General features: G+C 30.6%; 21 protein-coding genes and 3 pseudogenes. All 24 read right to left on the bottom strand.

The window, feature by feature from the left end; translation table 11 throughout:
* Positions 1-739, bottom strand: a 739-nt coding sequence (locus HGPT_RS09160; RefSeq protein ID WP_040542235.1) for a primosomal protein N' family DNA-binding protein, incomplete at its 3' end; no start/stop codon positions are given.
* Between the two features lie 29 nt (positions 740-768).
* Positions 769-1,961 (bottom strand): annotated as a pseudogene (coaBC, locus tag HGPT_RS01820) (bifunctional phosphopantothenoylcysteine decarboxylase/phosphopantothenate--cysteine ligase CoaBC).
* A gap of 1 nt (position 1,962) precedes the next feature.
* Positions 1,963-2,265 carry a DNA-directed RNA polymerase subunit omega gene (gene rpoZ, locus HGPT_RS01815; RefSeq protein WP_019138190.1) on the bottom strand — a complete coding sequence of 101 codons (303 nt, stop codon included), beginning with the start codon at positions 2,263-2,265 and terminating at the stop codon, positions 1,963-1,965.
* The gene (gmk, locus tag HGPT_RS01810; protein WP_019138189.1) at positions 2,262-2,882 is read right to left on the bottom strand and encodes a guanylate kinase; all 621 of its coding nucleotides are present in this window, start codon (positions 2,880-2,882) and stop codon (positions 2,262-2,264) included. Before gmk ends, rpoZ begins: the two co-directional genes overlap by 4 nt.
* Positions 2,883-2,908: 26 nt before the next feature.
* The gene (locus tag HGPT_RS01805) at positions 2,909-3,784 is read right to left on the bottom strand and encodes a YicC/YloC family endoribonuclease (protein WP_019138188.1); all 876 of its coding nucleotides are present in this window, start codon (positions 3,782-3,784) and stop codon (positions 2,909-2,911) included.
* A 48-nt stretch (positions 3,785-3,832) separates the two neighbouring features.
* Positions 3,833-6,244: pseudogene (gene leuS / locus HGPT_RS01800) on the bottom strand (leucine--tRNA ligase).
* A gap of 8 nt (positions 6,245-6,252) precedes the next feature.
* Positions 6,253-7,641 (bottom strand): asparagine--tRNA ligase, encoded by a 1,389-nt coding sequence (gene asnS / locus HGPT_RS01795; RefSeq protein ID WP_019138187.1) that lies wholly within the window; start codon positions 7,639-7,641, stop codon positions 6,253-6,255.
* Between the two features lie 72 nt (positions 7,642-7,713).
* Positions 7,714-9,015: a replication-associated recombination protein A gene (locus HGPT_RS01790; protein WP_019138186.1), complete on the bottom strand. Its 1,302-nt coding sequence runs from the start codon at positions 9,013-9,015 to the stop codon at positions 7,714-7,716.
* On the bottom strand, positions 8,979-9,476 hold the full coding sequence (gene nrdR / locus HGPT_RS01785) for a transcriptional regulator NrdR (RefSeq protein WP_019138185.1): 498 nt from the start codon (positions 9,474-9,476) through the stop codon (positions 8,979-8,981). Before nrdR ends, HGPT_RS01790 begins: the two co-directional genes overlap by 37 nt.
* Before the next feature lie 135 nt (positions 9,477-9,611).
* Positions 9,612-10,862 (bottom strand): sodium/glutamate symporter, encoded by a 1,251-nt coding sequence (gene gltS, locus HGPT_RS01780; RefSeq protein ID WP_040542231.1) that lies wholly within the window; start codon positions 10,860-10,862, stop codon positions 9,612-9,614.
* A gap of 355 nt (positions 10,863-11,217) precedes the next feature.
* The gene (ftsZ, locus tag HGPT_RS01775) at positions 11,218-12,309 is read right to left on the bottom strand and encodes a cell division protein FtsZ (protein ID WP_019138183.1); all 1,092 of its coding nucleotides are present in this window, start codon (positions 12,307-12,309) and stop codon (positions 11,218-11,220) included.
* Positions 12,310-12,410: 101 nt separating this feature from the next.
* The gene (locus HGPT_RS09580) at positions 12,411-12,932 is read right to left on the bottom strand and encodes a cell division protein FtsQ/DivIB (protein WP_019138182.1); all 522 of its coding nucleotides are present in this window, start codon (positions 12,930-12,932) and stop codon (positions 12,411-12,413) included.
* 91 nt (positions 12,933-13,023) lie between these two features.
* Positions 13,024-13,284: an FtsQ-type POTRA domain-containing protein gene (locus tag HGPT_RS09575; RefSeq protein ID WP_019138181.1), complete on the bottom strand. Its 261-nt coding sequence runs from the start codon at positions 13,282-13,284 to the stop codon at positions 13,024-13,026.
* 4 nt (positions 13,285-13,288) lie between these two features.
* Positions 13,289-14,368 carry an undecaprenyldiphospho-muramoylpentapeptide beta-N-acetylglucosaminyltransferase gene (gene murG / locus HGPT_RS01765; protein ID WP_019138180.1) on the bottom strand — a complete coding sequence of 360 codons (1,080 nt, stop codon included), beginning with the start codon at positions 14,366-14,368 and terminating at the stop codon, positions 13,289-13,291.
* Positions 14,365-15,477 (bottom strand): FtsW/RodA/SpoVE family cell cycle protein, encoded by a 1,113-nt coding sequence (locus HGPT_RS01760; RefSeq protein WP_019138179.1) that lies wholly within the window; start codon positions 15,475-15,477, stop codon positions 14,365-14,367. Before HGPT_RS01760 ends, murG begins: the two co-directional genes overlap by 4 nt.
* 100 nt (positions 15,478-15,577) lie before the next feature.
* Complete coding sequence (murD, locus tag HGPT_RS01755; RefSeq protein ID WP_019138178.1) at positions 15,578-16,798, bottom strand: UDP-N-acetylmuramoyl-L-alanine--D-glutamate ligase; 1,221 nt, start codon at positions 16,796-16,798, stop codon at positions 15,578-15,580.
* A gap of 10 nt (positions 16,799-16,808) precedes the next feature.
* Entirely contained in the window at positions 16,809-17,759 is a 951-nt protein-coding gene (gene mraY / locus HGPT_RS01750) for a phospho-N-acetylmuramoyl-pentapeptide-transferase (protein WP_040542229.1), read from the bottom strand.
* 12 nt (positions 17,760-17,771) lie between these two features.
* Positions 17,772-19,703 carry a penicillin-binding transpeptidase domain-containing protein gene (locus HGPT_RS01745; protein WP_245544074.1) on the bottom strand — a complete coding sequence of 644 codons (1,932 nt, stop codon included), beginning with the start codon at positions 19,701-19,703 and terminating at the stop codon, positions 17,772-17,774.
* A gap of 2 nt (positions 19,704-19,705) precedes the next feature.
* A complete protein-coding gene (locus tag HGPT_RS09570) occupies positions 19,706-20,263 on the bottom strand; it encodes a penicillin-binding protein 2 (protein WP_245544073.1) in 558 nt (185 codons plus the stop codon).
* A 10-nt stretch (positions 20,264-20,273) separates the two neighbouring features.
* Positions 20,274-20,681, bottom strand: a complete 408-nt coding sequence (locus HGPT_RS01740; RefSeq protein ID WP_019138176.1) for a septum formation initiator family protein — start codon at positions 20,679-20,681, stop codon at positions 20,274-20,276.
* A 1-nt stretch (position 20,682) separates the two neighbouring features.
* A complete protein-coding gene (rsmH, locus tag HGPT_RS01735; protein WP_019138175.1) occupies positions 20,683-21,621 on the bottom strand; it encodes a 16S rRNA (cytosine(1402)-N(4))-methyltransferase RsmH in 939 nt (312 codons plus the stop codon).
* Positions 21,621-22,049, bottom strand: a complete 429-nt coding sequence (gene mraZ / locus HGPT_RS01730) for a division/cell wall cluster transcriptional repressor MraZ (protein ID WP_019138174.1) — start codon at positions 22,047-22,049, stop codon at positions 21,621-21,623. The genes rsmH and mraZ overlap by 1 nt, the downstream gene beginning before the upstream one ends.
* Before the next feature lie 276 nt (positions 22,050-22,325).
* A pseudogene (locus HGPT_RS01725) lies at positions 22,326-23,763 on the bottom strand (sensor histidine kinase).
* Complete coding sequence (locus HGPT_RS01720) at positions 23,747-24,418, bottom strand: response regulator transcription factor (RefSeq protein ID WP_019138171.1); 672 nt, start codon at positions 24,416-24,418, stop codon at positions 23,747-23,749. Before HGPT_RS01720 ends, HGPT_RS01725 begins: the two are co-directional and overlap by 17 nt.
* Positions 24,419-24,592 lie beyond the last annotated feature (174 nt).

The following is a 24,592-nucleotide window of genomic DNA, read 5'->3' as shown; positions in this document are numbered from 1 at the left end:
TTTTAAAAGTTTTTTCAACTGGATTTCTATTTATTTCTTTCTTATATTCTTCAATAAGGTTTCTTTTTATCAGGCTTTTAATTGGAGAATAAGATATATTTAGATTCTTCATGACATCTACTCTCGATATATCTTTCTCTTTTTTTATAAAATTAAAGACTTGTGCTTGTTTCTCACTAATTCCCTCAAGATTTTTTGGGTCAAAATCACCTGCAAGCCTCAAATAATTTACAAGTTTTGGCTTTACAGTAACTAAAGAATCATAAATATATTTTATATAACCCTTAGCCCTTAACCTTTTTATGATTGCTTTTTCATCTTCTTTTAAGTCTTCAAAATATTTCGTCAAGTCTATAGAGTTTAAGTCTTCCAAGTCCTTACCATTAGGATATTTTTCTACAAGGATTTTTTTCTTAATTTTTTGAAGGTTTCCTGGTGGTAAGATTGGAGCAAAGGCCTTTGAGTAACCAACAAGGTATCTTTCCTTCATCCAAAGGCCAAGTCTTATTAGGTCATTGGATATTATTGGTTCATCGTCAAGGACTGAATGAATCTCCTTTAACTTTTCTCGGTGGTCTCCAGAATAATTTGCATGTAAAAAAAGGACGATACCAACTCGGTAAGACTTCCCAAAATTTACGAGAACTCTCATACCAGGTTTAACATCATCTTTTACTATATATGTATAAAGTTTATCTATTTTTTGAAAATTATTTTCTATGAAAATATCTGCAAACATGTCTTCACCCACAAAAGAGCTAGATTTCTCTAGCTCATAAGTTTTTTTGCCCTATCTAAAATTTCTCTTGCAAGCTCAGCCTTGGACATAATTTCTAAATCATCAGTCTCATCTCTTGAGATAATGGAAACTATATTGGTGTCACTGCCAAAACCTGCTCCTTCTTTTTTGATATTGTTAACAACAATTATATCAAAGTTCTTTTTAATTAATTTTTCCTTAGCATACTCATAAATATTAGTAGACTCTGCTGCAAATCCAACTATAACTTGATTTTTCTTTAGACTTCCATAGTGAGCAGCAATGTCAGGATTTTTTTCCATTTCAATTAGGTTCATTTGACTGTCGCTACCCTTTTTAATTTTTCTTCACTATAGGTCTTTGGTCTGTAATCACTTGGAGCTGCCGCCTTAATCAATAAATCACACTCATCGAAATATTCTCCAACAGCATCATACATTTCACGAGTTGAATCCACTCTTACGAAGTTATCAACTTTTGGAACATCAATTTTTGTTGGACCAGATATAAGCGTTACCTTTGCACCTCTTTTTTTTGCATTATCTGCAAGGGCATAACCCATCTTTCCAGAAGAATAGTTAGAAATAAACCTAACTGGATCAAGTGCCTCTCTTGTAGGTCCTGCTGTGATTACAACATGCTTACCTTCAAGGTCTTTCTCAGTTAAAGCTCTATCAATTTCATCAACAATTTCACTAGGCTCAAGCATCTTGCCACTGCCATAATCATTGCAGGCAAGTATGTCTTCTTTGGTATCTAGGATTATAACTCCCCTATCTCTTAGGGTCTGCATATTCTTTTGATTGGCTTCTGAATTTAACATAACTGTATTCATTCCAGGTGCCAACATTACTTTTGATCTTGATGCCATTAAAACCGTAGATAGCATATCATCTGCAATACCATTGGCAAATTTTCCAATAATATTTGCAGTAGCAGGTGCAATAACAAAAATATCAGCCCATTTAGCTAGAGAAATATGCTCAACATCCATGTTAAAAAGTTGGTTAAACATCTCTCCATGAACTACATTGTTGGACATAGTTTGAAAAGTAAGAGGTGTAACAAATTCAGTTGCGTTTTTTGTCATTATAACCTTTACTTCGGCACCTAATTTTCTCAAAAGACTACATATACCTGGAGACTTATAAACTGCAATTCCACCTGTAACTCCAAGTAGAATTTTTTTACCTTCTAACATCTTATTCCTCTTCTAGTTCCTCTTTGTTTAAATCATCAATCTTTTTTTGTTTAATTTCTTGGATAAGATTTTCTTTTTCTTCAGCAACCTTTGCTTCATACTCAGAATCGCTTAATTTTTCGCCAAACTTAATCTTGCCATCCATAATTTCTTCGATTGCAATTGTAACTGGTTTATCACTATCTGTATCAACTAGGGCTGGATTTCCATCAATTAATTTTCTAGCTCTTTTTGATACTAATATTGCAAGTTCATATCTAGAATCTGCAACTTCTTTTAATTCTTTAAAAGATGGTATTATCATTTATTTCTCTCCTCTTCTGCTTGAACTTCTTTCTTAATATTCTTGTGTCTTTTAACTCTCAATTTTTCTGCTGCTATAATAGTTTCAATGTCCTTAACGGCGTTATCTATTACATCATTAATTACAAAGTAGTCATATTCACCAACAAAGTCAAGTTCCTTAAAGGCATTTTTATACCTTGTTTCGATTTCATCTTCTGTTTCCGTATCTCTCTTGACAAGACGAGATCTTAATTCATCCATTGTTGGAGGGATTAAAAATATGAAGACTGCTTCCTTGTATTTTTCTTTAATTTGTAGAGCTCCTTGCACGTCAATTTCTAGAAGTACAATTTCTCCCTTTTCAATTTCATCAAAAACAAATTTCTTTGGTGTACCATAGTAGTTAGTGTGAACGAAAGCATGCTCCAAAAGTTCATCATTTTCTACCATTTTTTCAAATTCTTCACGAGTGGCAAAAAAGTAATTTTCACCATTAACTTCTCCTGGTCTAGGGGTCCTAGTAGTTACAGAAGTTGAGAAAATTATATCGTCATTGTTTTTCATTAAAGATTCACTAACAGTTCCTTTTCCAGAACCAGAAGGACCTGATAAAACTAATAAAAATCCGCCGTCCAAATCATCACCATCCTAATTTTTTTATATTATTCAACATTTTGCGCTTGTTCACGCAATTTTTCTATTTCTGATTTTAACATTACAACAGCACTTGTAATTTCAATATCATTGGATTTTGAACCTATAGTGTTGGACTCTCTATTCATTTCCTGAATTAAAAAGTCTAATTTTCTACCAATAGGTCCTTCTTGATCTATTATATCACTAAAATTTTGAGTGTGTATTTTGAGCCTAGTTATTTCTTCATCAATAGAAAGTTTATCTAACATTATAGCAATTTCTGTTAAAATTCTATCTTCATCTATCTCTCTAGAATCAAGATACTCAGATACTCTAGTTCTAAGTCTCTTTTCATTTTCATCAAGACTTAATGGAGCTCTTTTTTCAATAAAATCAGTTAATTTTTTTACCTCTTCAAGTTTTATCTTAAAATCATCCTTTATCTTTTCACCTTCAATTGATCTAGATTTAACAAAATCATTAGAAGCAAGATCGACTACTTTTAAAAGTTCTTCTTGAATATAATCGCCATCAAATTCCTTTTTTTGAGGTTTAAAAATATTTGAATCTTCCATAAGTTTTGAGAAGGATAAATCTGATTTTACTCCAAACTTTTCCTCTAATTCTTTACTTATAATAATATACTTATTTAAAAGCTCATAGTCAATATCAATTTCAACTTCACTAGAATCCAAATATTCAAAGTTTATGAATATATCAACTTTACCTCTTTTAACCTTTGACTTAACTAATGACTTCACAGATTCTTCAGCATAACTTAGAGCCCCTGGCATTCTCGAATTAATGTCAAGAAACCTGTTATTAACTGATTTCATCTCAACTTTTATATAAAAATCATCGCATCTTTTTTCGCAAAGGCCATAGCCAGTCATACTATTCATAAAAAACTCCTTATAAAGAACAAAAAGCACTAAAAAGTGCTTCTCATTTTATTTTACAACTATGTTAACAATCTTATTTGGAATATAAATTTTCTTAACTACATTTTTACCTTCAGTATTCTTAGCAAAAAGTTCATCTTTTTCAGCAACTTCAAATACCTTATCTTGTGACGCATCTCTCGCTATTTTAACAGTATATCTAACTTTTCCATTAAATTGAACTGGAATTTCTATTTCATTATCAATAGTAAGCTCTTCAATATATTTTGGCCAAGCTTGTTCTGAAAGAATTCCTCCAAGATCGCACACTTGCCACAATTCTTCTGTGATGTGTGGTGCTACTGGATTTAATAAAATTAAGAAAGTTCTAAAGTCTTCTTTAGTAATTTTTCCTATTGAACTAAATTCATTTGATAGAGTCATAAGTTGTGCTATAGCTGTATTTGATTTTAAATTTCCATAATCTTCAGTAACTTTTTTAATAGTTTTGTGAATTTCAGAAATTAAATCTTTGCTATATTCATCACCGTCAACAACAATTTCTTGAAGATTCCAAACTCTTTCCAAGAATCTTCTACAACCCTTAACGCCATTTTCAGACCATGGTACTGGTTTTTCAAAGTCACCAATAAACATTTCATAACATCTAAGTGTATCTGCGCCGTAATCCCTTACAATATCATCTGGATTTACAACATTTCCTCTTGATTTAGACATTTTTTCGTTATTATTACCAAGAATCATTCCATGAGATGTTCTCTTTTGATAAGGTTCTTTTGTTGGAACTACTCCAATATCGTATAAGAATTTATGCCAAAATCTTGAATATAATAAGTGAAGTGTTGTATGTTCCATACCACCATTATACCAATCTACTGGCATCCAATATTCAAGAGCTTCTTTACTTGCGATTGCCTTATCATTGTGAGGATCTGTATATCTTAAGAAATACCATGATGATCCTGCCCATTGAGGCATTGTATCAGTTTCTCTTTTTGCTGGACCACCACACTTTGGACAAGTTGTATTTACCCAATCAGTCATTTTAGCAAGTGGTGATTCACCAGAATCAGTTGGTTCATAATTTTCAACTTCTGGAAGTAAAAGTGGAAGTTCTTCTTCAGGAAGAGCTACATAACCACATTTTTCACAGTGAACTATTGGAATTGGTTCTCCCCAATATCTTTGTCTTGAGAAAACCCAGTCTCTCAATTTATAATTAATTTTCTTATTTCCAAGTTTGTTTTCTTCTAAGTATTCAATCATTTTAGAAATGGCATCTTTTACTTCAAGACCATCTAAAACCCCCGAATTTATCATTTTCCCTGTTGCAGTGTCAGTGTTGGCGTGTTCTGAAACATCTGAACCTTCAATAACAGGAATGATTTCAAGACCAAATTTTTTTGCAAAATCGTAGTCACGATCATCGTGAGCAGGAACAGCCATAATTGCACCAGTTCCATAAGTCATAAGAACATAATCTGAAATCCAAATTGGCATTTCTTTTTAGTAAGAGGATTAATTGCCTTAATTCCTTTAATTTCTACGCCAGTTTTATCCTTTTCAAGTTCTGTTCTTTCAAATTCACTTTTTTTAGCACATTCTTCTTTATAAGCATTTATTTCATCTAAGTTTTCAATCTTATCAGAATATTTTTCAATTAAAGGATGTTCTGGTGCTATTACCATATAAGTTGCTCCATAAATTGTGTCAGGTCTTGTTGTGAAAACTTCAAGCTTTTCGTCTAAATCCTTTAATGAGAAATTGATACTTGCACCTTCACTTCTACCTATCCAATTTTTTTGTTGAGTAACTACTCTGTCAATGAAGTCGAGATCATCAAGGTCGTTAATAAGTCTATCTGCATATTCTGTAATTTTTAGCATCCATTGACTTTTAACACGTCTTACAACTTCTTCTCCACATCTTTCGCACTTTCCTCCCACAACTTCTTCATTAGAAAGTCCAACTTTACATGAAGGGCACCAGTTTATTGGCATTTCTTTTTTGTAAGCCAAACCATGTTTATAAAGTTGTAAGAAAATCCATTGTGTCCACTTATAATATTCGGGATCTGTTGTATTTATTTCTCTTGACCAGTCAAAGGAAAAACCTATTGATTTTAATTGATTTTTAAAATGTTCAATATTGTTTTTTGTAACAATGGCTGGATGTATTTTATTTTTTATAGCATAGTTTTCAGTTGGAAGACCAAAGGCATCCCATCCCATTGGATAAAGAACATTGTAACCTTGCATTCTCTTCATTCTTGAAACAATATCAAGAGCTGTATAAGGTCTTGGGTGACCAACGTGAAGTCCTTGTCCTGATGGATAAGGAAACTCTACTAGTCCATAAAATTTTTCTTTATCAGAATTATTTTCACATACAAAGGATTCATGTTCATCCCAAAAGTCTTGCCTACTTTTTTTCTATTTCACTTGGTGTATATTTTTCCATATTAACTCCTAAAATTCAGCATTTCCAACAGTTCTTGGGAATGGTATTACATCTCTTATATTTTTCATTCCAGTTATATACATTACTGCTCTTTCAAATCCAAGTCCAAATCCAGAGTGAACAACAGAACCATATCTTCTTAAATCAAGATACCAATCATAATTGGACATGTCCATGCCAATATTTTGCATCTTTTCTTCTAATACATCGTATCTGTGTTCCCTTTGACTTCCACCAATGATTTCTCCAACGCCAGGAACTAAAAGGTCCATAGCTGCAACAGTTTTCTTATCTTCGTTTTCATACATATAAAAGGCTTTGATTTCCTTTGGATAATCTGTTACAAATACTGGCTTTTTATAAACTTCTTCTGTTATATATCTTTCGTGTTCAGTTTGAAGATCAATTCCCCAACTAACTGGATAGTTAAATTCTTTATCAGCTTTTTCAAGAATTTCAATAGCTTCTGTATAAGTTATTCTTGCAAATTCATTGTCGACAACATTTTGAAGTCTTTCAAGTAGACCTTTGTCAATAAAATTGTTAAAGAATTCCATTTCTTGTGGAGCATTTTCAAGAACATAAGTGATAATATATTTAAGCATTTCTTCTGAAACATCCATATTTACATTTAAATCTGCAAAAGCCATTTCAGGTTCAATCATCCAAAATTCAGCTGCGTGTCTTTGAGTATTTGAATTTTCAGCCCTAAATGTAGGTCCAAAAGTATAGATATTTTTAAAAGCTTCAGCAAAAGCTTCTGCTTCTAGTTGACCTGAAACAGTTAGGTGAGTCTTCTTATTAAAAAAGTCTTTTGTATAATCCACTTCAGTTGGTTCAGCTTTAGCAATACTATCAATATCAAGAGTTGTTACTTGGAACATTTCTCCTGCACCTTCAGCATCTGATGTTGTTATAATTGGAGCATGAACATAAACAAATCCTTTTTCTTGGAAGAATTTGTGAATTGCATAAGCAATTAAAGATCTAACTCTAAAAACAGCATTAAAAGTATTTGCTCTTGGACGAAGATGAGCTATTGTTCTTAAATATTCCATCGTATGTCTCTTCTTTTGCAGTGGATAAGAAGGATCTGATGAGCATATTGGAGCAATTTTATTTGCTTGAAGCTCAAAGGATTGATTTTTACCTGGTGATTTTACAACCTTTCCACTAACTTCTAGAGAAGAACTTATTGGAAATTTTTCCACTTCATCAAAATTTTCTAGTTCCTTACCATAAACAACTTGGATTGGTTTAAAAACTGTACCGTCAGTAAGTTCAATAAATCCAAAGTTTTTTGATGCTCTAGATGTTTTTACCCAACCACTTAATACTATTTCTTTATCTAAAAAATCTTCTGGATTTTTAAAAATATCTCTAATGCTAATTGACATAATTCCTCCTAATTTTCAATTCCTTACATAATGTTTAAGTATATAATTAAATCCTCTATTTGTCAATTTAACTCACTTTAAACTGTCTAAGTATTCCTTTATTTTTATTTCATAAGCAATATCTTTTGGTTCATAATATTTTCTTCCCTTAAAATTATCTGGCATGTATTTTTGATTAACATATGACCCATCATAATCATGAGGATATAAATATTTTTCATCTGTTTCATTTTGAGGATTTCTCTTATCTCTTATATATTTTGGTATATCAATGTTGTTTGATTTTCTTACATCCTCCAATGCTTTATTTATTCCATGATAAGATGCATTTGATTTTGGAGAACAAGCAAGATATGTTGCTGTCTGTGCGAGAATTATTCTTGCTTCAGGCATACCAACTGCATTGATACTATTAAAACAAGCTGATGCAATTACCATGGCTTGCGGATTTGCATTCCCTACATCTTCTGATGCAAAAATAATAAGTCGTCTAGCAATAAATTTTATATCTTCGCCACCTTCAAGCATTTTAGCAAGATAAATTAACGCTGCATCAGGATCAGACCCTCTCATTGATTTTATAAATGCTGATATTGTGTCGTAGTGCTCATTATTATTTTTATCATATTTTACATTTTTAATTAAAAGAGAATTTTTTATAACATCTTCATCAATTAAAATTTTCCCACTAACTTCATCAGTTGATAGGACTGCAATTTCCAAACTATTTAAAAGATATCTTCCATCACCATTAGAATTTTTAATTAAAATCTTTTTTGCAGAATCTGTAACTTCGATATTTTTATTTCCAAATGCTCTTTCTTTATCACTTAAAGCTATATTTAACATTTCTTCTAAGTCCTTATCTTCAAGTGGCAATAAATTTATTATCTGCATTCTTGAAAGAAGGGCCTTATTAACTTCAAAATAAGGGTTTTCAGTTGTAGCTCCTATTAAACTTATAATTCCCCTTTCAACAAAGGGCAGAAGTGCATCTTGTTGTGTCTTGTTAAATCTGTGAATTTCATCAATAAAAACAATTGTAGACACATTGTCATACTTCATTGAATTTTCAGCTTTAGCTAAAACTTCTCTAAGTTCTTTTAAATTTGAAGTTACTGCTGATAATTTTACAAAATTTTTATTTGTGCTTCTCACTATAATTTCTGCAAGAGTTGTCTTTCCAACACCTGGTGGACCATAAAATAATACTGAAGTTAATCTATCACTTTTTATAAGCCTAGAAAGATATTTTCCATCTCCAATTATATGACTTTGTCCAAAAAATTCTTCAAGATTTCTTGGTCTCATCCTGTCAGCAAGAGGTGCCTTACTTTCTAAATTTTTTTGCATACTAAGTTCAAATAAGTCCATATTAATTCTTCTTTTTCTACAAAATTTTCTAATTCATCAACAAAAGATTGTAAATCTTTAAATTCTCTATAAACTGAAGCAAATCTAACATAAGAAACTTCGTCCAAATCTTTTAATTCATCCATAACCATTTCACCAATTTCAAGAGAACTAATCTCTTTTTTCATAGAATTTTCAATTTTCTTTTCTATATTATTTACAGCTTCATCTATATCTGCCGCTGAAACAGGTCTTTTTTCACAAGATTTAATCATACCTCTTATAATTTTTTCTCGGTCGAAGGCCTGTCTATTTCCATCCTTTTTTATTACCATAATTGGTGACTGTTCAATTTTTTCATAAGTTGTAAATCTTTTATTGCAATTTAAACACTCACGTCTTCTTCTTATTGTGCTACCTTCATCAGTTGGTCTTGTATCTAAAACTTTTGAATCATTGTATCCGCAAAATGGGCATTTCATTATTTTCACCTCATTTAAATAAGGTCCTATAAGGACCTTTTAAATAATAATATCACTTAAAATTTTATTAATCAATTGATATGTAAACATAAAGAAAGCCAAGCCAAAAGGCTCAGCTTATTTTTTTAATATGTTTTATGCAATGCTTTGTGCAATATTTAAGAATATTGTAATAAATACTGAGTTTGTAATATCAATTGCAAAAGCACCAACCATTGGAAGGATGAAGTATGCCTTTGGAGATGGACCAAATCTTTCAGTAATTGAGTCCATGTTTGCAAGTGCGTTATAAGTTGCACCCATACCAAATCCACACATACCACCAGCTAAAACTGCTGCATCGTAATTTTTACCCATAGCCCAGAATGTTATGAAATAAGCAAATAGAGCTATAAATAATGTTTGTGCAAATAAGATTATAAGCATTGGTCCAGCAACATCTTTAAGGTCAATTAAGTTAATGTCAATTAGTGCCATTACTAGGAATACATTTAGTCCAACGTCTCCACAAATTGAGTTAGCTCTTTGGTTAACTGCAAGAGGTCCTTGTTTACCAATTGTATTAACGAAGATACCTGCAATGATCATTGAAGTTACATAAGCCGGTAAGTTTAATTCTTTACCCATAATTGATACGTGAGTTCTGATAAATTCTTGTAGAATTGAACCAAAACCAATTGAAACAAAGATAAGTCCAAGAACTTTAATGAAGTCACCTGCTTGAAGAGGAACTACTCTTTCGTAACCTTCTCCAGCATTGTTTTCTTCAAGATTTTCTAAGACGTCATCATAGTTTGAAGACTTATTATCATTACCTGAAAGATTTTTCTTTCTGATAAGAGTTGAACCAATTGGACCACCAATTAATGATCCCATAATAACTCCAAATGTTGCAGCTGCAAGTGCAAATGTCTTAGCATTTTCAAGACCTAGTTTGGCAAATGTACCTCCCCAAGCTCCAGCTGAACCGTGTCCACCTACCATTGTAACTGAACCACAGATTAGACCAAGAAGTGGGTTTTGAGAAAGGACTTTTGCGAGAATAAGGCCTATTGTATCTTGACCTAAAACTAATATTGCTGAAATTAGCCAGAATATTAAAAATCCTTTTCCTCCCTTTTTCAAAGTGTCTAGGTCTGCACCTACACCAATAGCAGTAAAGAATACCATCATAAATGGGTTTTGTAACGCTTGATCAAATTCAAATGTTGCGATTCCGCCCACTTCTAATAAAAATCTAATAATTGCAAATAAAAATCCGCCAATTACTGGAGCTGGAACACAGAACTTTTGAAAAAAGTTAATTTTTTGTCTTAAAAACTTTCCTATGTAGTAAACTATGATTGCAAATCCTACTGTTTGCATTAAATTAAATGATATGTTCATTCTTTTTTTTCCTCCTTTTTTTTCTCGCAAGGTTTATTATAACAAAAATTCGTTAAATAAAAAACACTTTTTATTTTTTCGTCATTTGTTTAATTTTTTTTAATTTTAATAAATTTCTCTGTAATAAAGCGATAAATAATATCTTTTCGTAAAATTTTTGCAAATGTTTTTCTAGTCCAATTCATTTACTTTAATTGATGAAAAATCAATTATTTGACATATTTTTCTTATAAATTTACTTTTAAAACGTTTTTTCAAGATAAATTTTTGTATTTTAATATATTTTTTAGTATAGTAAATTTAGACAATAAAAAAAGGACATTGTTTCCAATGTCCAAAAATCTTAATTATAAACTTACTTTCTGTTAATTCTCAAGAAAGAAGGGATTTTAAGTTCTCCATTATCTTCTTCATCATCATTTTCAAGAGATTCAATGGGACTTTTTTGTGTATTTTCTATTTTCTTATCTTTTTTATCTTTTTTGTCATCTTTATATTGATCAAATTCAGTTGCAATAACTGTAATCTTAACTTCATCTTTAAGTGATTCATCAATACCTGCACCAAAGATAATATTTGCATCTTCAGATACACAGTCTCTAATTAAATCAGCTGCTTCATTAACTTCAAAGATACCAAGATCTGATCCTGCTGTAATATTAAGAAGAACAGATTTTGCCCCTTCAATAGATGTTTCTAGTAGAGGAGAGTTTATTGCAAGTCTAGCTGCTTCTGTAGCTCTGTCATCACCAGATGCACGTCCTATACCCATGTGAGCAACGCCCTTATCATACATAATAGTCTTAACATCGGCAAAGTCAAGATTAATAAGATTTGGTACAGAAATTAAATCAGATATACCTTGGATACCTTGTTTTAATATGTCATCTGCCATTTCAAAGGCTTGTGAGAAGCTTGTCTTTTTATCTGCAATGCTTAGAAGTCTATCATTTGGAATTATAACTAATGTATCAACTTTTCCTTTAAGAGCATTAATACCAATTTCAGCAGATTTTGCTCTCTTTCTTCCTTCAAATGTAAAAGGTTTTGTAACAACACCAACAGTAAGTAGACCTAGTTCTTTTGCAACATCTGCAATAACAGGAGCTGCACCAGTACCAGTACCTCCACCCATACCAGCAGTGATAAATACCATATCTGCGCCATCTAGGGCTTCTCTAATTTCATCTAAAGATTCTTCAGCTGCTTGAGCACCAATTTCAGGGTTTGCTCCTGCTCCAAGTCCTTTAGTAATTTTTTCTCCAAGTTGCACTTTAGTTTCAGCATTTGAATTCTTTAGTGCTTGTCTATCAGTGTTAAATACTAAAAATTCTACGCCTTTAACACCTGCGTCAATCATTCTATTTACAGCGTTGTTTCCGCCGCCACCAACGCCAACTACTTTAATCTTGGCAAAATCGTCTTGGTCCATATCGAATTCCAACATAAACATCCTCCTCATATACTAAATAAATTTTTTTATATTCATTACTATCATTTTATAGAAAGACTGCTAAATAGTCAATATATAAAGGTCAAATGAAGTCTTTAATTTGAATTATCGTCTTTCCTATTAACTTCTTTATAAGTTTTTTCGTTATCTGAATCTTTTATTATTCTCTTCAACTTGTCTTTGTCTTTTTCCTTATTGTCTTCTTTATCTCCATCAGTTATTAAAATTGGGCTCTCACCCTTTTCCATTTGAATGATAATAGCATTTTTATTTGTATCTTTAATATCTTCTAAAATCAAGGAAAGCATTTTTAATTTATATTCAATATTGCTATAAGATCCAAATTCTATTTTTATACCGTCCACTGTTGTAAAAGTTGCAATGGAATCTAACAGTTCAATATCCCTAATATTTCCATGAAGAGAATATTCATCTTTTCTAAGTTCTAACAAAAGATTTCTTTTCTCTTCCTCATCCTTATTTGTTAAAATATAATTTCCTGCTTGTGGGTTATCAACATTAAAGCCATATAAGTTTACTAAATTGTCTCTCTTTTTATCTGAACTCTCTAAAATTCTAAAGTTATCATCTACCAATAAATAGTCACTGGCTTCCATTTGGTAATATGGACTTCTCTCTTTTATTTTAATTTTTACTTTTCCACTTAAACTGTAAGAAATCTTAGCTTCTTCAATATAAGGAATAGCCTCAAGCTTTTTTCACTCTATCTTTTTTTGATACAAGAAAATACTTGCTTCCTTTTTTTAAACCTGATACCTTTTTTATTTTAGCTTGACTTACATTCTTATTGCCCTCAATATTTATATTTTTTACATTAAAAAAATTTGAATTTTTAAGAGCAAATATAATCAAAAAAATGAAGGAAAAAAATATAAAAAATCTGCTAAAAATTCTTAAATATCTTCTCTTTTTATTCAGTTTTCTTTTTTTCTTTTCCAACTTTTTCATAAAATCACTTTAAAATAATATCAACTATTTTGGAAACAGCATCAGGACTGGCAAGTTTTTTTGAATTGTCTGCCATCTTATTTCTCTCATCATCATTATCGAGAATTTCTTCTATTTCTTTTAATAAAGTTTCCCCATTTAAATCTTTTTCTTCTATCACTCTGCTAGCACCCATGTTGCTATAACTCATTGCATTATAGTATTGATGATTACCTGCAGTATAGGCCTTTGGAATTAATATAGATGCTACACCTAAAGCAGAAATTTCAGCAAGAGTCATAGCTGATGATGAAGCTATAACTAAATCAGCACTTGATAAATAATCATATACCTTGTGTGTGTAATCTAAAATTTCAACATTTTCAGGAATATTTTCTGCTTTTTCCATAAAATAATCATAATGATCTCTTCCTGTCACGTGAGTGAGTTTAAAGGGAAGGTCACTTTTATTATTTAAAATTTCCAGTATAGCGTCATTAGTAGATTCTTGACCACCTGATCCGCCAAAAGAAAAAACAAATTTTTCATTATCTTTTATATTTAATTTCTCTCTTGATTTTTTTCTGTCAATATGAGAAAAAACATCTCTTATTGGATTTCCAGTAAATATAATATTGTCATTGTTTAAATATTTTTTTGCCTCCATAAAATTTATAAAGACATAGTCCGCTTTTTTAGCTAATATTTTATTTGTCTTTCCTGGATAAGCATTTTGTTCTTGAACTACTGTCTTAATTTTCTTTTGTTGCGCCTTAAATACAATTGGCGCACAAACATATCCACCTGTTCCTATGACAATATCAGGTTTAAAATCATCTATTATCTTGTTACACTCTCTCAAACCCTTCATAAGATTGAAAAAAGTTATAACTGTGTCCTTATTTAATTTTTTTCTTGGAAGTCCAGAAATATCTATTCCCTTAAATTCAAAATTATATTTGTCGGCTAATTCTTCTTCTAGAGAATCTTTTTTACCAACATAAAGTATTTCTGCTTCCTCGTCTTGTTTTTTAATTTCTTCTCCAATGGCAAGTGCTGGATAAATGTGTCCTCCAGTACCTCCACCAGATAAAATGTATCTCATATAGTGCCTTCTTTCGAAATTTTTAATAAAATAGCTGTTGATACAATTGCCATTACAAGTGCTGTACCTCCATAGGAAATAAAAGGTAAAGTTATACCAGTTACTGGTAGAAGTTTTGCACAAACACCCATGTTAAAAAATGCTTGAATTCCAATATAAGTAGTCATCCCAATAGCTGTAAATTTATCAAAATAATTTGTAGCTTTAAAAGCAATCATGTATCCTCTGTAAATATATATTATAAATAATAATATTACTATAAAAGTTCCAATAAATCCAAACTCTTCAGCTATTACAGAAAAAATAAAATCTGTATAAGCTTCTGGCAAGTTTGTGTATTTTTGTCTTGAGCGAAATAGCCCTACTCCTGAATAACCACCTAGGGCAAAAGCATAGAGAGATTGTCTTGATTGATAAAGAGCTGAAGATTGGTAGTCTGTTGAGTCAGAGACAAATCCAAAAATTCTCTTAAGTCTAAATTCATTCTCTGGGTCCTTTAAAATTACAAATATCAGGGCTATTCCTAGAACAACTAAAAATAAAAATTGTTTCTTATTTATTCCAGCTGCAAGTAATATAGCAAATAGTGAAACTCCAATAACAACCGCTGTTGAAAAGTCTTTAATCATAATTGGTCCAACTGATATACCCATTATTGCAACTGCAATTAAAAAATTTTTTGGCTCTCTAAGTGTGTAAATATTTCTAGAAATATATTTTGATAAGAAAACTATTGATGTTAATTTTAAAAGGTCTGAAGGTTGAAACTTAAGTGGAATAACTTTAAAGTCCAACCACCTGCTTTGACCATTTTTGTTATAACCAAGAGGTGTCCACAATAATAGTATTAATATTACACTTAATATAAATAGCCAAGTTATGTTTTTATATATTACTCCTCTTGGTACTCTAATAATAAGGATCATTGATATAATCCCTAAAATTAGGAATGCTCCCTGCCTAATTAAAAAATGAAAGCTATTTAAATTGTATTTTTTTGCAGTAGGAAAGGATGCAGATGTAACAGCAACTAGACCCATAATAATTAGAAATATCATGCTGAGCAAGAGCATTAAATCTATATCTTTTATTTCCTTTTTTAACTTCATTTAAACCAACTCTTTGACAAGGTCTTTAAAATGTTGACCTCTTACTTCATAATCGCTATACATATCCCATGAAGCACAAGCTGGTGAAAGGAGTACATCATCACCCTCGCAAGAAATTTTTTTCTGCAAGTTCAACAGCTTTATTTAAATCTTTTGTGATATAAAATTCAAGGTCATTTTCCTTACATGCTTTAGAAATTTTTTCTGCAGTTTCTCCAAATAATATTGCAGTTTTTATTTTATCCTTGGACTTTTCAATTAAATCATCAAATTCTGCTCCCTTATCGTAGCCACCAGCAATTAGTATAACATCTGAGTCCATAGCAGCTACAGCAACTTCTGTAGAATCTGGATTTGTCCCCTTGGAATCGTTATAATACTTAACTCCCCTTAGTTCTCTTACAAATTCAATTCTATGTTCAACACCAGTAAAGGAAGTTATTGATTTTTTTATTATATCTAAATCGATATTTAAAAGTTTGCATCCTATTATTGCAGCCATAATATTTTTTATATTGTGGTCTCCTGGAATTTTAATATCTTTAGTATCTAAAATTTCTTCAATGTTTTTTCCATCATTAAAATAAATTTTTCCATCTTGGACAAAAGCTCCCTTATCAGAAATTTTTTCCATAGAAAAATAATATTTTTCAGCTTTTAAATCATATTCCTTTGCCAATTCTTTATCTTCGTAATTTAAAATAGCAAAGTCATTTTCATCTTGATTTTTAAATATTTTAAACTTTGCATCAACATAATTTTTTGTAGTCTTATGCCAATCCAAGTGGTCACTTGTTACATAAGTCAATAGGGCAATATGTGGCTTGAAATCAATTGTATCTTCCAATTGAAAAGATGATGCTTCTATAACAAGATAGTCATCACTTTTAGCTTCTCCTGTTATTTCAAGTATTCCCCTTCCAATATTTCCAACTACATAAGTTTGGGAAACTCTTTTTAGTATGTCTCCAATAATCGTAGTTGTTGTTGTCTTTCCATTTGTTCCTGTAACTGCTATTACATTTTTTGTTTTTAAATTTCTATAGCTAAGTTCAATATCTGAAATTATTTCAATGTTTTTTTCTCTAGCTTTTAGTAGAAGTTCGTGGAAAGGATAGATTCCTGGACTTTTTACAATTAGGTCAATTTTATCTAAATCTTCTTCTTTAAAAATAATAAAATCTTCTTCAACATTTAACTTTTGTAAATCCTCATTGCTGTCGTATACATAAATTTTGCAAGGAAATTCCTTTAAAAATTTTAAAGCACTTTTACCAGTAACTCCAAATCCCATTATTAATATATTTTTGTTTTCTAACATCTTTAATCACCTAAAATAAAATTAAGTAAGAAATTATACAAAGTATAAGTTCTACTAACGAAAATACTGCAACAACTTTTCTCTCATGCCATCCCTTATGCTCAAAATGATGGTGAAGCGGTGACATCAAGAATACCCTCTTTCCTCTTGTTTTAAAGCTAATCACTTGTATTATTACTGAAAGAGTTTCTATAAAATAAATTCCACCAGCAATTGGCAAAATAAGAGGCACATTTAAAAGTAATGCTATTGCTGAAATTGCTCCCCCTAAAGCAAGAGAACCAGTATCTCCCATAAACACTTTTGCTGGATATTTATTGTAAAATAAAAATCCAATTAGAGCCCCTGCAAGAGCAAGGCAGAAAAATGCAATTTCGTATCTTTGAAATTTAACAGCAACAACATTAAAAAATAAAAGACAAATAATTGTAACGCTTGATGAAAGTCCATCTAATCCATCAGTCAAATTAACAGAATTAACAGTTCCAACAATTACAAAGATAATAAAAGGAACATACAAAAATCCAATTGATCTATAATCTTTTAAGAAAGGAATATATAAATCTGTTCCCATGTTTTTAGAATTATATTGATAAATAATCAAAATTACAGCAGTTAAAATTTGTAATAATAATTTTTGATAAGCACGTAATCCCAAATTTCTCTTTTTTACAACTTTAATGTAATCGTCAATAAAACCCACTGTTCCAAATGCCAGTGTTGAAAAAAGTATCATTAAAACTGATAATTTAAAATTTACAGTGATTAATGTTACAAGTATTACTGATGCAAGAAAAATTAGCCCACCAATTGTCGGTGTTCCACTTTTTACTAAGTGAGATTGTGGTCCATCTTCTCTTATGCTTTGTCCTGCGTGCAAACTTTTCAAAATTGGAATCATAATCTTCCCAAAAATTAAGGAAAAAACTATTCCTAAAACTATACTAACTAAATAACTCATTGTACTATAAACCTAATTCCTTTTACTATTATCCTTTTCTTCTTTTAAACTCTTGTTATCATTTGAATTTTTATTGAAATCTTTTGTTTTTGATTTTCTATTTTTTATTTTATCTTCATCTTCATTGAGATTTTTAGTCTCCTTGTCCTTTTCATTAGAACTATTATTAGACTTGTTATTTGAATCCATATTGTACATTTTGCTGGAATTTTCTTTTTCTTCGTCCCTACGTGAATAGTTAAGTGTTATCTTTTCACTTCCACTTAATTTATGACCTGGTCTTGGACTTTGTGATATAAAGTCGCCATTTCCCTTGATATTATACTCTAAATTCATTGAATTTAAAATAGATTGGCTTTCTTTTCTAGTTTTTCTGCTCAAGTCGGGCATTATTAAAATACCACTGTCCTTATCATTTACTGCAAGATCAACTATTGTATCTTTTAATACATAAGAACCAGCAGATGGACTTTGATTAGTAACAACTGAATATGGAAGTACAGTTTCTGCATTTGTATTAAACTTCAAACCTGTATCCAAAAGAATTTTTCCTGCATCTTCAAGAAGTAAAGCTCCAACATCTGGAACTGATACAAATTCATCTTTTTCATCAACTTCTTCAGTTTTTTGAATTTTCATATAGTTAAGTGACTTACTCAAAATTTCTTGAACTACTGGAGCAGCAACAGCACCACCAAGAATTCCACCTTTTGGATTATTTACAACTACAAGAACTGTTAATCTAGGATCATTTAATGGAGCTACTCCAACAAATGATGAGTTATATGCTTCTAGATATCCAGTAGGAGTTGCAATATTCGCTGTACCAGATTTTCCTCCAACGATATATCCAGGAACTTGAGCTTTTTTACCAGTACCACTCTCAACTACCCTTCTCATCATTGACTTCATCTTATCAGATGTTTCTTCTGATATTACTCTTCTTCTAAGTTCTGTTCTCTTTTTTTCTACAATGTTTCCATTTGCATCCACCATTTCTTTTATTAAAGTTGGTTTATTTAAATAACCTCCATTGGAAATAGCACTAACAGCATTTACTAATTGCAGTGGTGAAACTGCTATTGAGTGACCATAGGACATTGTTGCAAGATTTACTTTACTTATATTATCAGCAGAACTTGGTATAATTCCTGTTGACTCACCATATAATTCAATTCCAGTTTTTCTTCCAAATCCAAATGCTTTTATATACTTTAAAAATTTCTCTGGTCCAAGTCCTTGACCGACTTGAATCATAGTCATATTACAAGATTCTTCAATAGCCTTCGCAAGACTCTTTTTTCCTCTGCTGTGACTTGTACAAGTTAGCCTATTATTTCCAATTACCATAGCTCCGGCACAGGAATACTGTGAATCTGGTTGCGATGTATTTTCTTCAATAGCTGCAGCTGCAGTTATAAGTTTAAATGTGGAACCTGGTTCGTATTGGTCATTGACATTAAAATCTCTCCAATTATCATAGAGGATTTCCATCTTTTCTTCTTCACTTAAATCATCCCAAACTTCTTCTTGCTTCTCGTTTAAAGGAGCTCTCGGATCATTTAGGTTGTAGTCGTCCTTAGTTGTCATTGCCAAGATTTCTCCAGTCATAGTATCCTGAACTATAACTGAAACCTTGTCAGCTTCATTTTCTTTTTTTGCATTTATAGCTGCTGTTTCAGCAAACTGTTGTATATTCGAATCTATAGAAAGTACTACTGAATATCCTTCCTTTGGTGCATAAGTTTCTTCATCTGTTAGAGGAATTTTATTCGATGCGTTATCTTTTAAAGAAACACTTTTTCCTGATATACCTGAAAGTTCTTCATCATAAGATGCCTCAATACCGTACTGTCCTACATTCTCATCATTAGTAAAACCAATAATAAATGAAGCAAGATTGTTAAAAGGATATAGTCTTCTTGTCACATCATCAATAGACATAGCTATGAGATTAGATTTAAAATTATTTTTATTTTTTTGTTTTCATCAATAATTTTTCCTCTAATATTTTTTAACTCTTGAGCCTTGCCTCGTTCAATATTAGTAGCAAGTCTAACGACCTTATCGCCTTCCATTTTTGATCGTATTTCATCATACTCTATTCCTGTAACATCAGAAATTATCTTAGCATCTTCATCATAAAGTTTTTCTTTTCTCTCTTTGAAATCACTTTTACTTTCATTCTTATTCTCTTTTAAATAATCCATATTATAAAAAACATTACATTTTGTAACGTTAATTGCCATTTCTTTATTATTTCTGTCATAGATTATTCCACGATTAGAATTTATTACTTCTGTCCTAGTAAGTTGATTTAAAGCAGATATAGTCAATTCTTCAGATTGAACAATTTGTATCCAAAGAAGTTTTCCTATTAATATTACAAACAAAAAAGCTAGAAAGATAAAAAATACAAATATGAATCTATTGGCATTTTTTGTCTTAGCCCTAAATCCATTTTTCCTATTTCTATCTCTAGCTTTATTTTTATTATTTTTCAATTAAATCCTCCTAATCTCTTGTAAAAGATCTGAGGACAGAAACAATTGGACTCAAAAATACATTATAATTTATATCTCCCAAATTTTCTTCTTCCCCTGAATCAATGTAGACAATTTGGTCTTCAGAAGGATAAACCATTCCAAGTTTATACATTGCTTCTTCTGCAATTTGAGCAGATGACTTTACAGCTTTTATATCGCCTACAAGAGTTGTTTTTGTTTTATTTAATTCTTCGATTTCAGCCTTTTGTCTTAAAATTTCTCTATCTAGACCTGCAACTTGTGAATACAAAATTAAAATCGCAGCAAAAATAATTATCACAATTGCCATTGTAAAAATAAAAGGCTTATTTCTTAAAAGTCTATTCTTATATATATTATAACTATTATTTGAAATTTTAGTTAATTTTTTTGCCATTTTACACCTCTAATTTTTCGGCAACTCGTAGTTTTGCTGAATGAGATCTATTATTTTCTTTTAACTCATATTCTGTAGCAGTAATCGGTTTTCTAGTAATAATTTTTATTTCTTTTTTCTTGTCACATGTACATATTGGAGAAGATGGAGGACATATACAATCCTTTTCTAAGTATTTAAAGGCATTTTTTACAATTCTATCCTCTAAAGAATGAAATGTTATAATAGCAATCCTTCCTCCAGGATTTAGTCTACTGACAAATCTTTCAATGGAATCTTTTAAAACATCAAGTTCCTTATTGACTTCAATTCTTAAAGCTTGAAAAGTTCTTTTTGCAGGATGAGGTCCATTTCTCCTAGCTCCAGCTGGAATAGCTTTTTTAATAATTTCCACTAATTCAAAAGTAGTTTCAATGCTTTTTTCTCTTCTCTCATCTACAATAAATTTGGCAATCCTTGATGCCCACTTTTCTTCTCCATAATCCTTAATGATTCTCGCAATTTCACTTTCTGTATATGTATTTACAATATCTTTTGCAGAAATCTCTAAATCAAGGTCCATCCTCATATCAAGTGGAGCATCAAATCTATAGGAAAACCCTCTCTCTGGATTGTCAAATTGATAAGAAGAAACACCAATATCAAGCAGTACTCCATCAATTTTATCTATTCCTAGTTCATCAAGAGCTTTTTCAAAATCAACATAATTTAAGTTGAAAAACTGAACATTTTCAAAGTCGGATAATCTCTTTTTTGCTACTTCAAGTGCTTCTTTATCTTGATCTATTCCAATTAATAGACCACTGCCGTCTAATTTTTTTAAAATCTCAAGGCTATGTCCTGCACCGCCAAGAGTTCCATCAAGATATATTTTTCCCTCTCTTACATTTAATGCTTCAATTGTTTCTTTTAAAAGAACACTTTTGTGTGCAAATTCCATTATATTCCCAACTCCGACATTTTTTCTGCAAGCTCTTCATAGGATAGAGCCTCTTCTTCATTGTATTTATTCCATTTTTCTTCAGACCAAATTTCAGCACGATTAGAAAGACCAATAATTACACATTTATCAATAAGGTCTGCATAATCCCTTAAATTTTCTGCAATTAAAACTCTTCCCTGCTTATCAAGTTCACAATCAACAGCACCAGAGAAAAATGTTCTCACAAAAGAACGAACGGCCTTATTAGTCATTGGTAGTTCCTTTAATTTATTCTCAATCTTTTCCCATTGATCTTTAGGGTATAAAAATAGACAGTCATCTAAACCCTTCGTCATTACAAAAACAGAAAGGTCTTCTCTAAATTTTGATGGAATTGTAACTCTTCCCTTTGGATCGAGATTGTGTTTGAATTCACCAATTAACATTTTATTCTCCACTTTATTCCATTTTAACTATTTTTTACACCACTTTGTTCCACCTAACTTAATTTTACTACACAAAGTTGCCATATTCTAGTGTTTTAATTAGTTTTCAAAAAATAGGACTAAGGGCCCTTTTTATTCTTTTCAAATTAAAAAATGTTTTTATAAAATACAATATTTTAAAATTTTTATGTAAATATTTAAACTTTATGAATATTTTTTAGAAATTTTTGCATGAAAAAATCGACTATTTCTAGTCGATTATAATCTTTTATTAAATTATTTTTGTCCTATAAAGTAAAAGTCTGAACCCTCACCTAATTTTGAATTTACACCATATTCAAATCCATGAAGTTCCATAATTGTTTTTACTATATAAAGTCCAAGTCCAGTCCCTATTTCAGGTCTTGTGTGATTGTCACGCACTCTATAAAATCTATCCCAAATTCCATTTACATCGTCTTCACTTATTCCAATCCCCTTGTCTATACAGTGAAACTCTGTTTTGTCCTTATCTCCTTTAACAATAATTTTTATATTTTTGTTAACAGGAGAATAATTTATTGCATTGTTAATTAAATTATAAATAACTCTGTTGATCTTGGACCTATCTGCCAAAATTCTAGTGTCACCGCTAAAGTTTGTTTCAAATGTATAATCAGAATAATTTTGATTTATTTTAAATCTATCGAGTACCTCATTTACAGCTTCTTTTAAATCAAAGTTTTCTTTTTTAATTTCCTCTAAGTTGGACTCTATTTTTGATAAATCCAATAGATCATTTACAAGGGCAGTTAGCTTATCTGTTTCACTAATAATAGTTTCCAAATGTTTATTTCTCAATGTTTCATTTGGACCAGATATATCTCTAATCATTTCTCCATAGGATTTTATAACAGTTAAAGGTGTTTTTAAATCATGACTTACATTGGCCACTAAATCCTTTCTCATTTCTATAGTCTTTGTAAGTTCATTTTTTGCATAGTTAAGAGTATTGGATAAATCATCAATTTCTGTATACTCGCCTTTTCTAAATTTTACTTTATAATCTCCTTTTGCAAGTTCTTTTGCAGTGTTTGACATTCTAACAAGGGGCCTTGAAAGTCTTTTTGATACAAAATATGCAGTAATAGACGCAAATATAAGTGCTAAAAAAGAAATTATTATAAGTATTCTTCTTATTACATCTACAGTGGCATCAACTGGTTTTAAAACTGAGTTGATGTAAAGATAATAATCTTCACCATCAGTCTTTCCTAGATATCCTGCATAAATAATTGATGGATCCTTTAAGTTTTCATACCTAACTGTATAAATTTTATAAGTCCTATTATCCCTACTTAAAGATCCAAAAAATTTATCAAAGTTTTCCCAAATCATTCTTGGTCTTTCAACAAATTCATCAAAAAGTCTTAAGGGGAAAACCCAGGCACCATTTTCATCTAGAACTTTAATTTCTAGTCCCTTTGTATTTGCGTAATTAGATAATTTTGTTTCAAAATCTTGAGATCTATACTCGTTTCTAAGTTCATTACCCACCTTAGTTACTTCACGAATTTTCATTGTTTCATAAAAACTAGAAAGAAAAACTGTTTGAAAAAAGCCAAATAGAAATTAAAATTAGTCCGGCAAAAAAGACAAAATATTTCCACAATTTGAATAGAATGCTATTTTTGTCAATTTTTATTCTCCTTATTTCTTTAATTTCTTGTATCAAACTTGTATCCCACTCCTCTTACCGTAATTATAAATTTTCTATATTCTTTTATTGAATTTCTAAGCATTTTTATGTGTGTGTCTACAGTGCGGTCTTCACCATAAAAATCATAACCCCAAACTTGGTTCAAAAGTTTGTCACGAGAAAGAGCTATATTCTTATTTTTTACCATATAAACTAAAAGGTCGTATTCCTTTGGAGTGAGTTCAACCATTTCATCATTTACAAATACAACTCGTCCATCTAAATCTATTTTTAAACCTTCAAATTCCATAGTATTATTTTCTTCAACTTTATTATTTCGATTTACAATAACATTTAATCTCGCCATCAATTCTTTTGGAGAAAAGGGTTTTGTTACATAATCATCTATTCCAATTTCAAAACCAAACAATTTATCATACTCTTCACTTCTAGCTGACAACATGAGAACTGGAATATTTTTTATCTTTTTTATTTCTTTATATGATGAAAAACCATCTAGTTTTGGCATCATTATGTCCATTACTATTACATCAAAGTCTTCTTCACGAACCTTATCTATGGCATCAAGACCATCTGTCGCTTCAACTACTTCATGCCCTTCAAACTCTGCATAAGTCCTTATTACTTCTCTTATGCTTTTTTCATCATCCACCACTAAAATTTTAAACATCTTATCACCGACCTTATTATATTAGAAATTTGTGAATTTTTAATGAAAGCTTTGTTAAGACTAACTCCTATAAAATTCTAATTTATATTTGACTTAATTATATCAGTAAGAAATAATTTTTGTTAAAACTTTTTAACAAAATAAAAAAGCCTGCAAGTTTAAACTCACAGACCT

Origin of the sequence: Peptoniphilus timonensis JC401 (genome assembly GCF_000312025.1) — a bacterium.
In the GTDB taxonomy this organism is placed as follows: domain Bacteria; phylum Bacillota; class Clostridia; order Tissierellales; family Peptoniphilaceae; genus Peptoniphilus_A; species Peptoniphilus_A timonensis.
Note: the sequence above shows the minus strand (reverse complement) of the source record. Positions and strands in the feature narration are given on the sequence as shown.

Excerpts from the sequence above, each read along its gene's own strand:
- rpoZ (WP_019138190.1), bottom strand. The coding sequence starts at position 2,265 with ATGATAATACCATCTTTTAAAGAATTAAAAGAAGTTGCAGATTCTAGA.
- HGPT_RS01805 (WP_019138188.1), bottom strand. The coding sequence starts at position 3,784 with ATGAATAGTATGACTGGCTATGGCCTTTGCGAAAAAAGATGCGATGAT.
- asnS (WP_019138187.1), bottom strand. The coding sequence starts at position 7,641 with ATGTCAATTAGCATTAGAGATATTTTTAAAAATCCAGAAGATTTTTTA.
- HGPT_RS01790 (WP_019138186.1), bottom strand. The coding sequence starts at position 9,015 with ATGGACTTATTTGAACTTAGTATGCAAAAAAATTTAGAAAGTAAGGCA.
- nrdR (WP_019138185.1), bottom strand. The coding sequence starts at position 9,476 with ATGAAATGCCCATTTTGCGGATACAATGATTCAAAAGTTTTAGATACA.
- gltS (WP_040542231.1), bottom strand. The coding sequence starts at position 10,862 with ATGAACATATCATTTAATTTAATGCAAACAGTAGGATTTGCAATCATA.
- ftsZ (WP_019138183.1), bottom strand. The coding sequence starts at position 12,309 with ATGTTGGAATTCGATATGGACCAAGACGATTTTGCCAAGATTAAAGTA.
- HGPT_RS09580 (WP_019138182.1), bottom strand. The coding sequence starts at position 12,932 with ATGGAAGCCAGTGACTATTTATTGGTAGATGATAACTTTAGAATTTTA.
- HGPT_RS09575 (WP_019138181.1), bottom strand. The coding sequence starts at position 13,284 with ATGAAAAAGTTGGAAAAGAAAAAAAGAAAACTGAATAAAAAGAGAAGA.
- murG (WP_019138180.1), bottom strand. The coding sequence starts at position 14,368 with ATGAGATACATTTTATCTGGTGGAGGTACTGGAGGACACATTTATCCA.
- HGPT_RS01760 (WP_019138179.1), bottom strand. The coding sequence starts at position 15,477 with ATGAAGTTAAAAAAGGAAATAAAAGATATAGATTTAATGCTCTTGCTC.
- murD (WP_019138178.1), bottom strand. The coding sequence starts at position 16,798 with ATGTTAGAAAACAAAAATATATTAATAATGGGATTTGGAGTTACTGGT.
- mraY (WP_040542229.1), bottom strand. The coding sequence starts at position 17,759 with ATGAGTTATTTAGTTAGTATAGTTTTAGGAATAGTTTTTTCCTTAATT.
- HGPT_RS01745 (WP_245544074.1), bottom strand. The coding sequence starts at position 19,703 with ATGTCTATTGATGATGTGACAAGAAGACTATATCCTTTTAACAATCTT.
- HGPT_RS01740 (WP_019138176.1), bottom strand. The coding sequence starts at position 20,681 with ATGGCAAAAAAATTAACTAAAATTTCAAATAATAGTTATAATATATAT.
- rsmH (WP_019138175.1), bottom strand. The coding sequence starts at position 21,621 with ATGGAATTTGCACACAAAAGTGTTCTTTTAAAAGAAACAATTGAAGCA.
- mraZ (WP_019138174.1), bottom strand. The coding sequence starts at position 22,049 with ATGTTAATTGGTGAATTCAAACACAATCTCGATCCAAAGGGAAGAGTT.
- HGPT_RS01720 (WP_019138171.1), bottom strand. The coding sequence starts at position 24,418 with ATGTTTAAAATTTTAGTGGTGGATGATGAAAAAAGCATAAGAGAAGTA.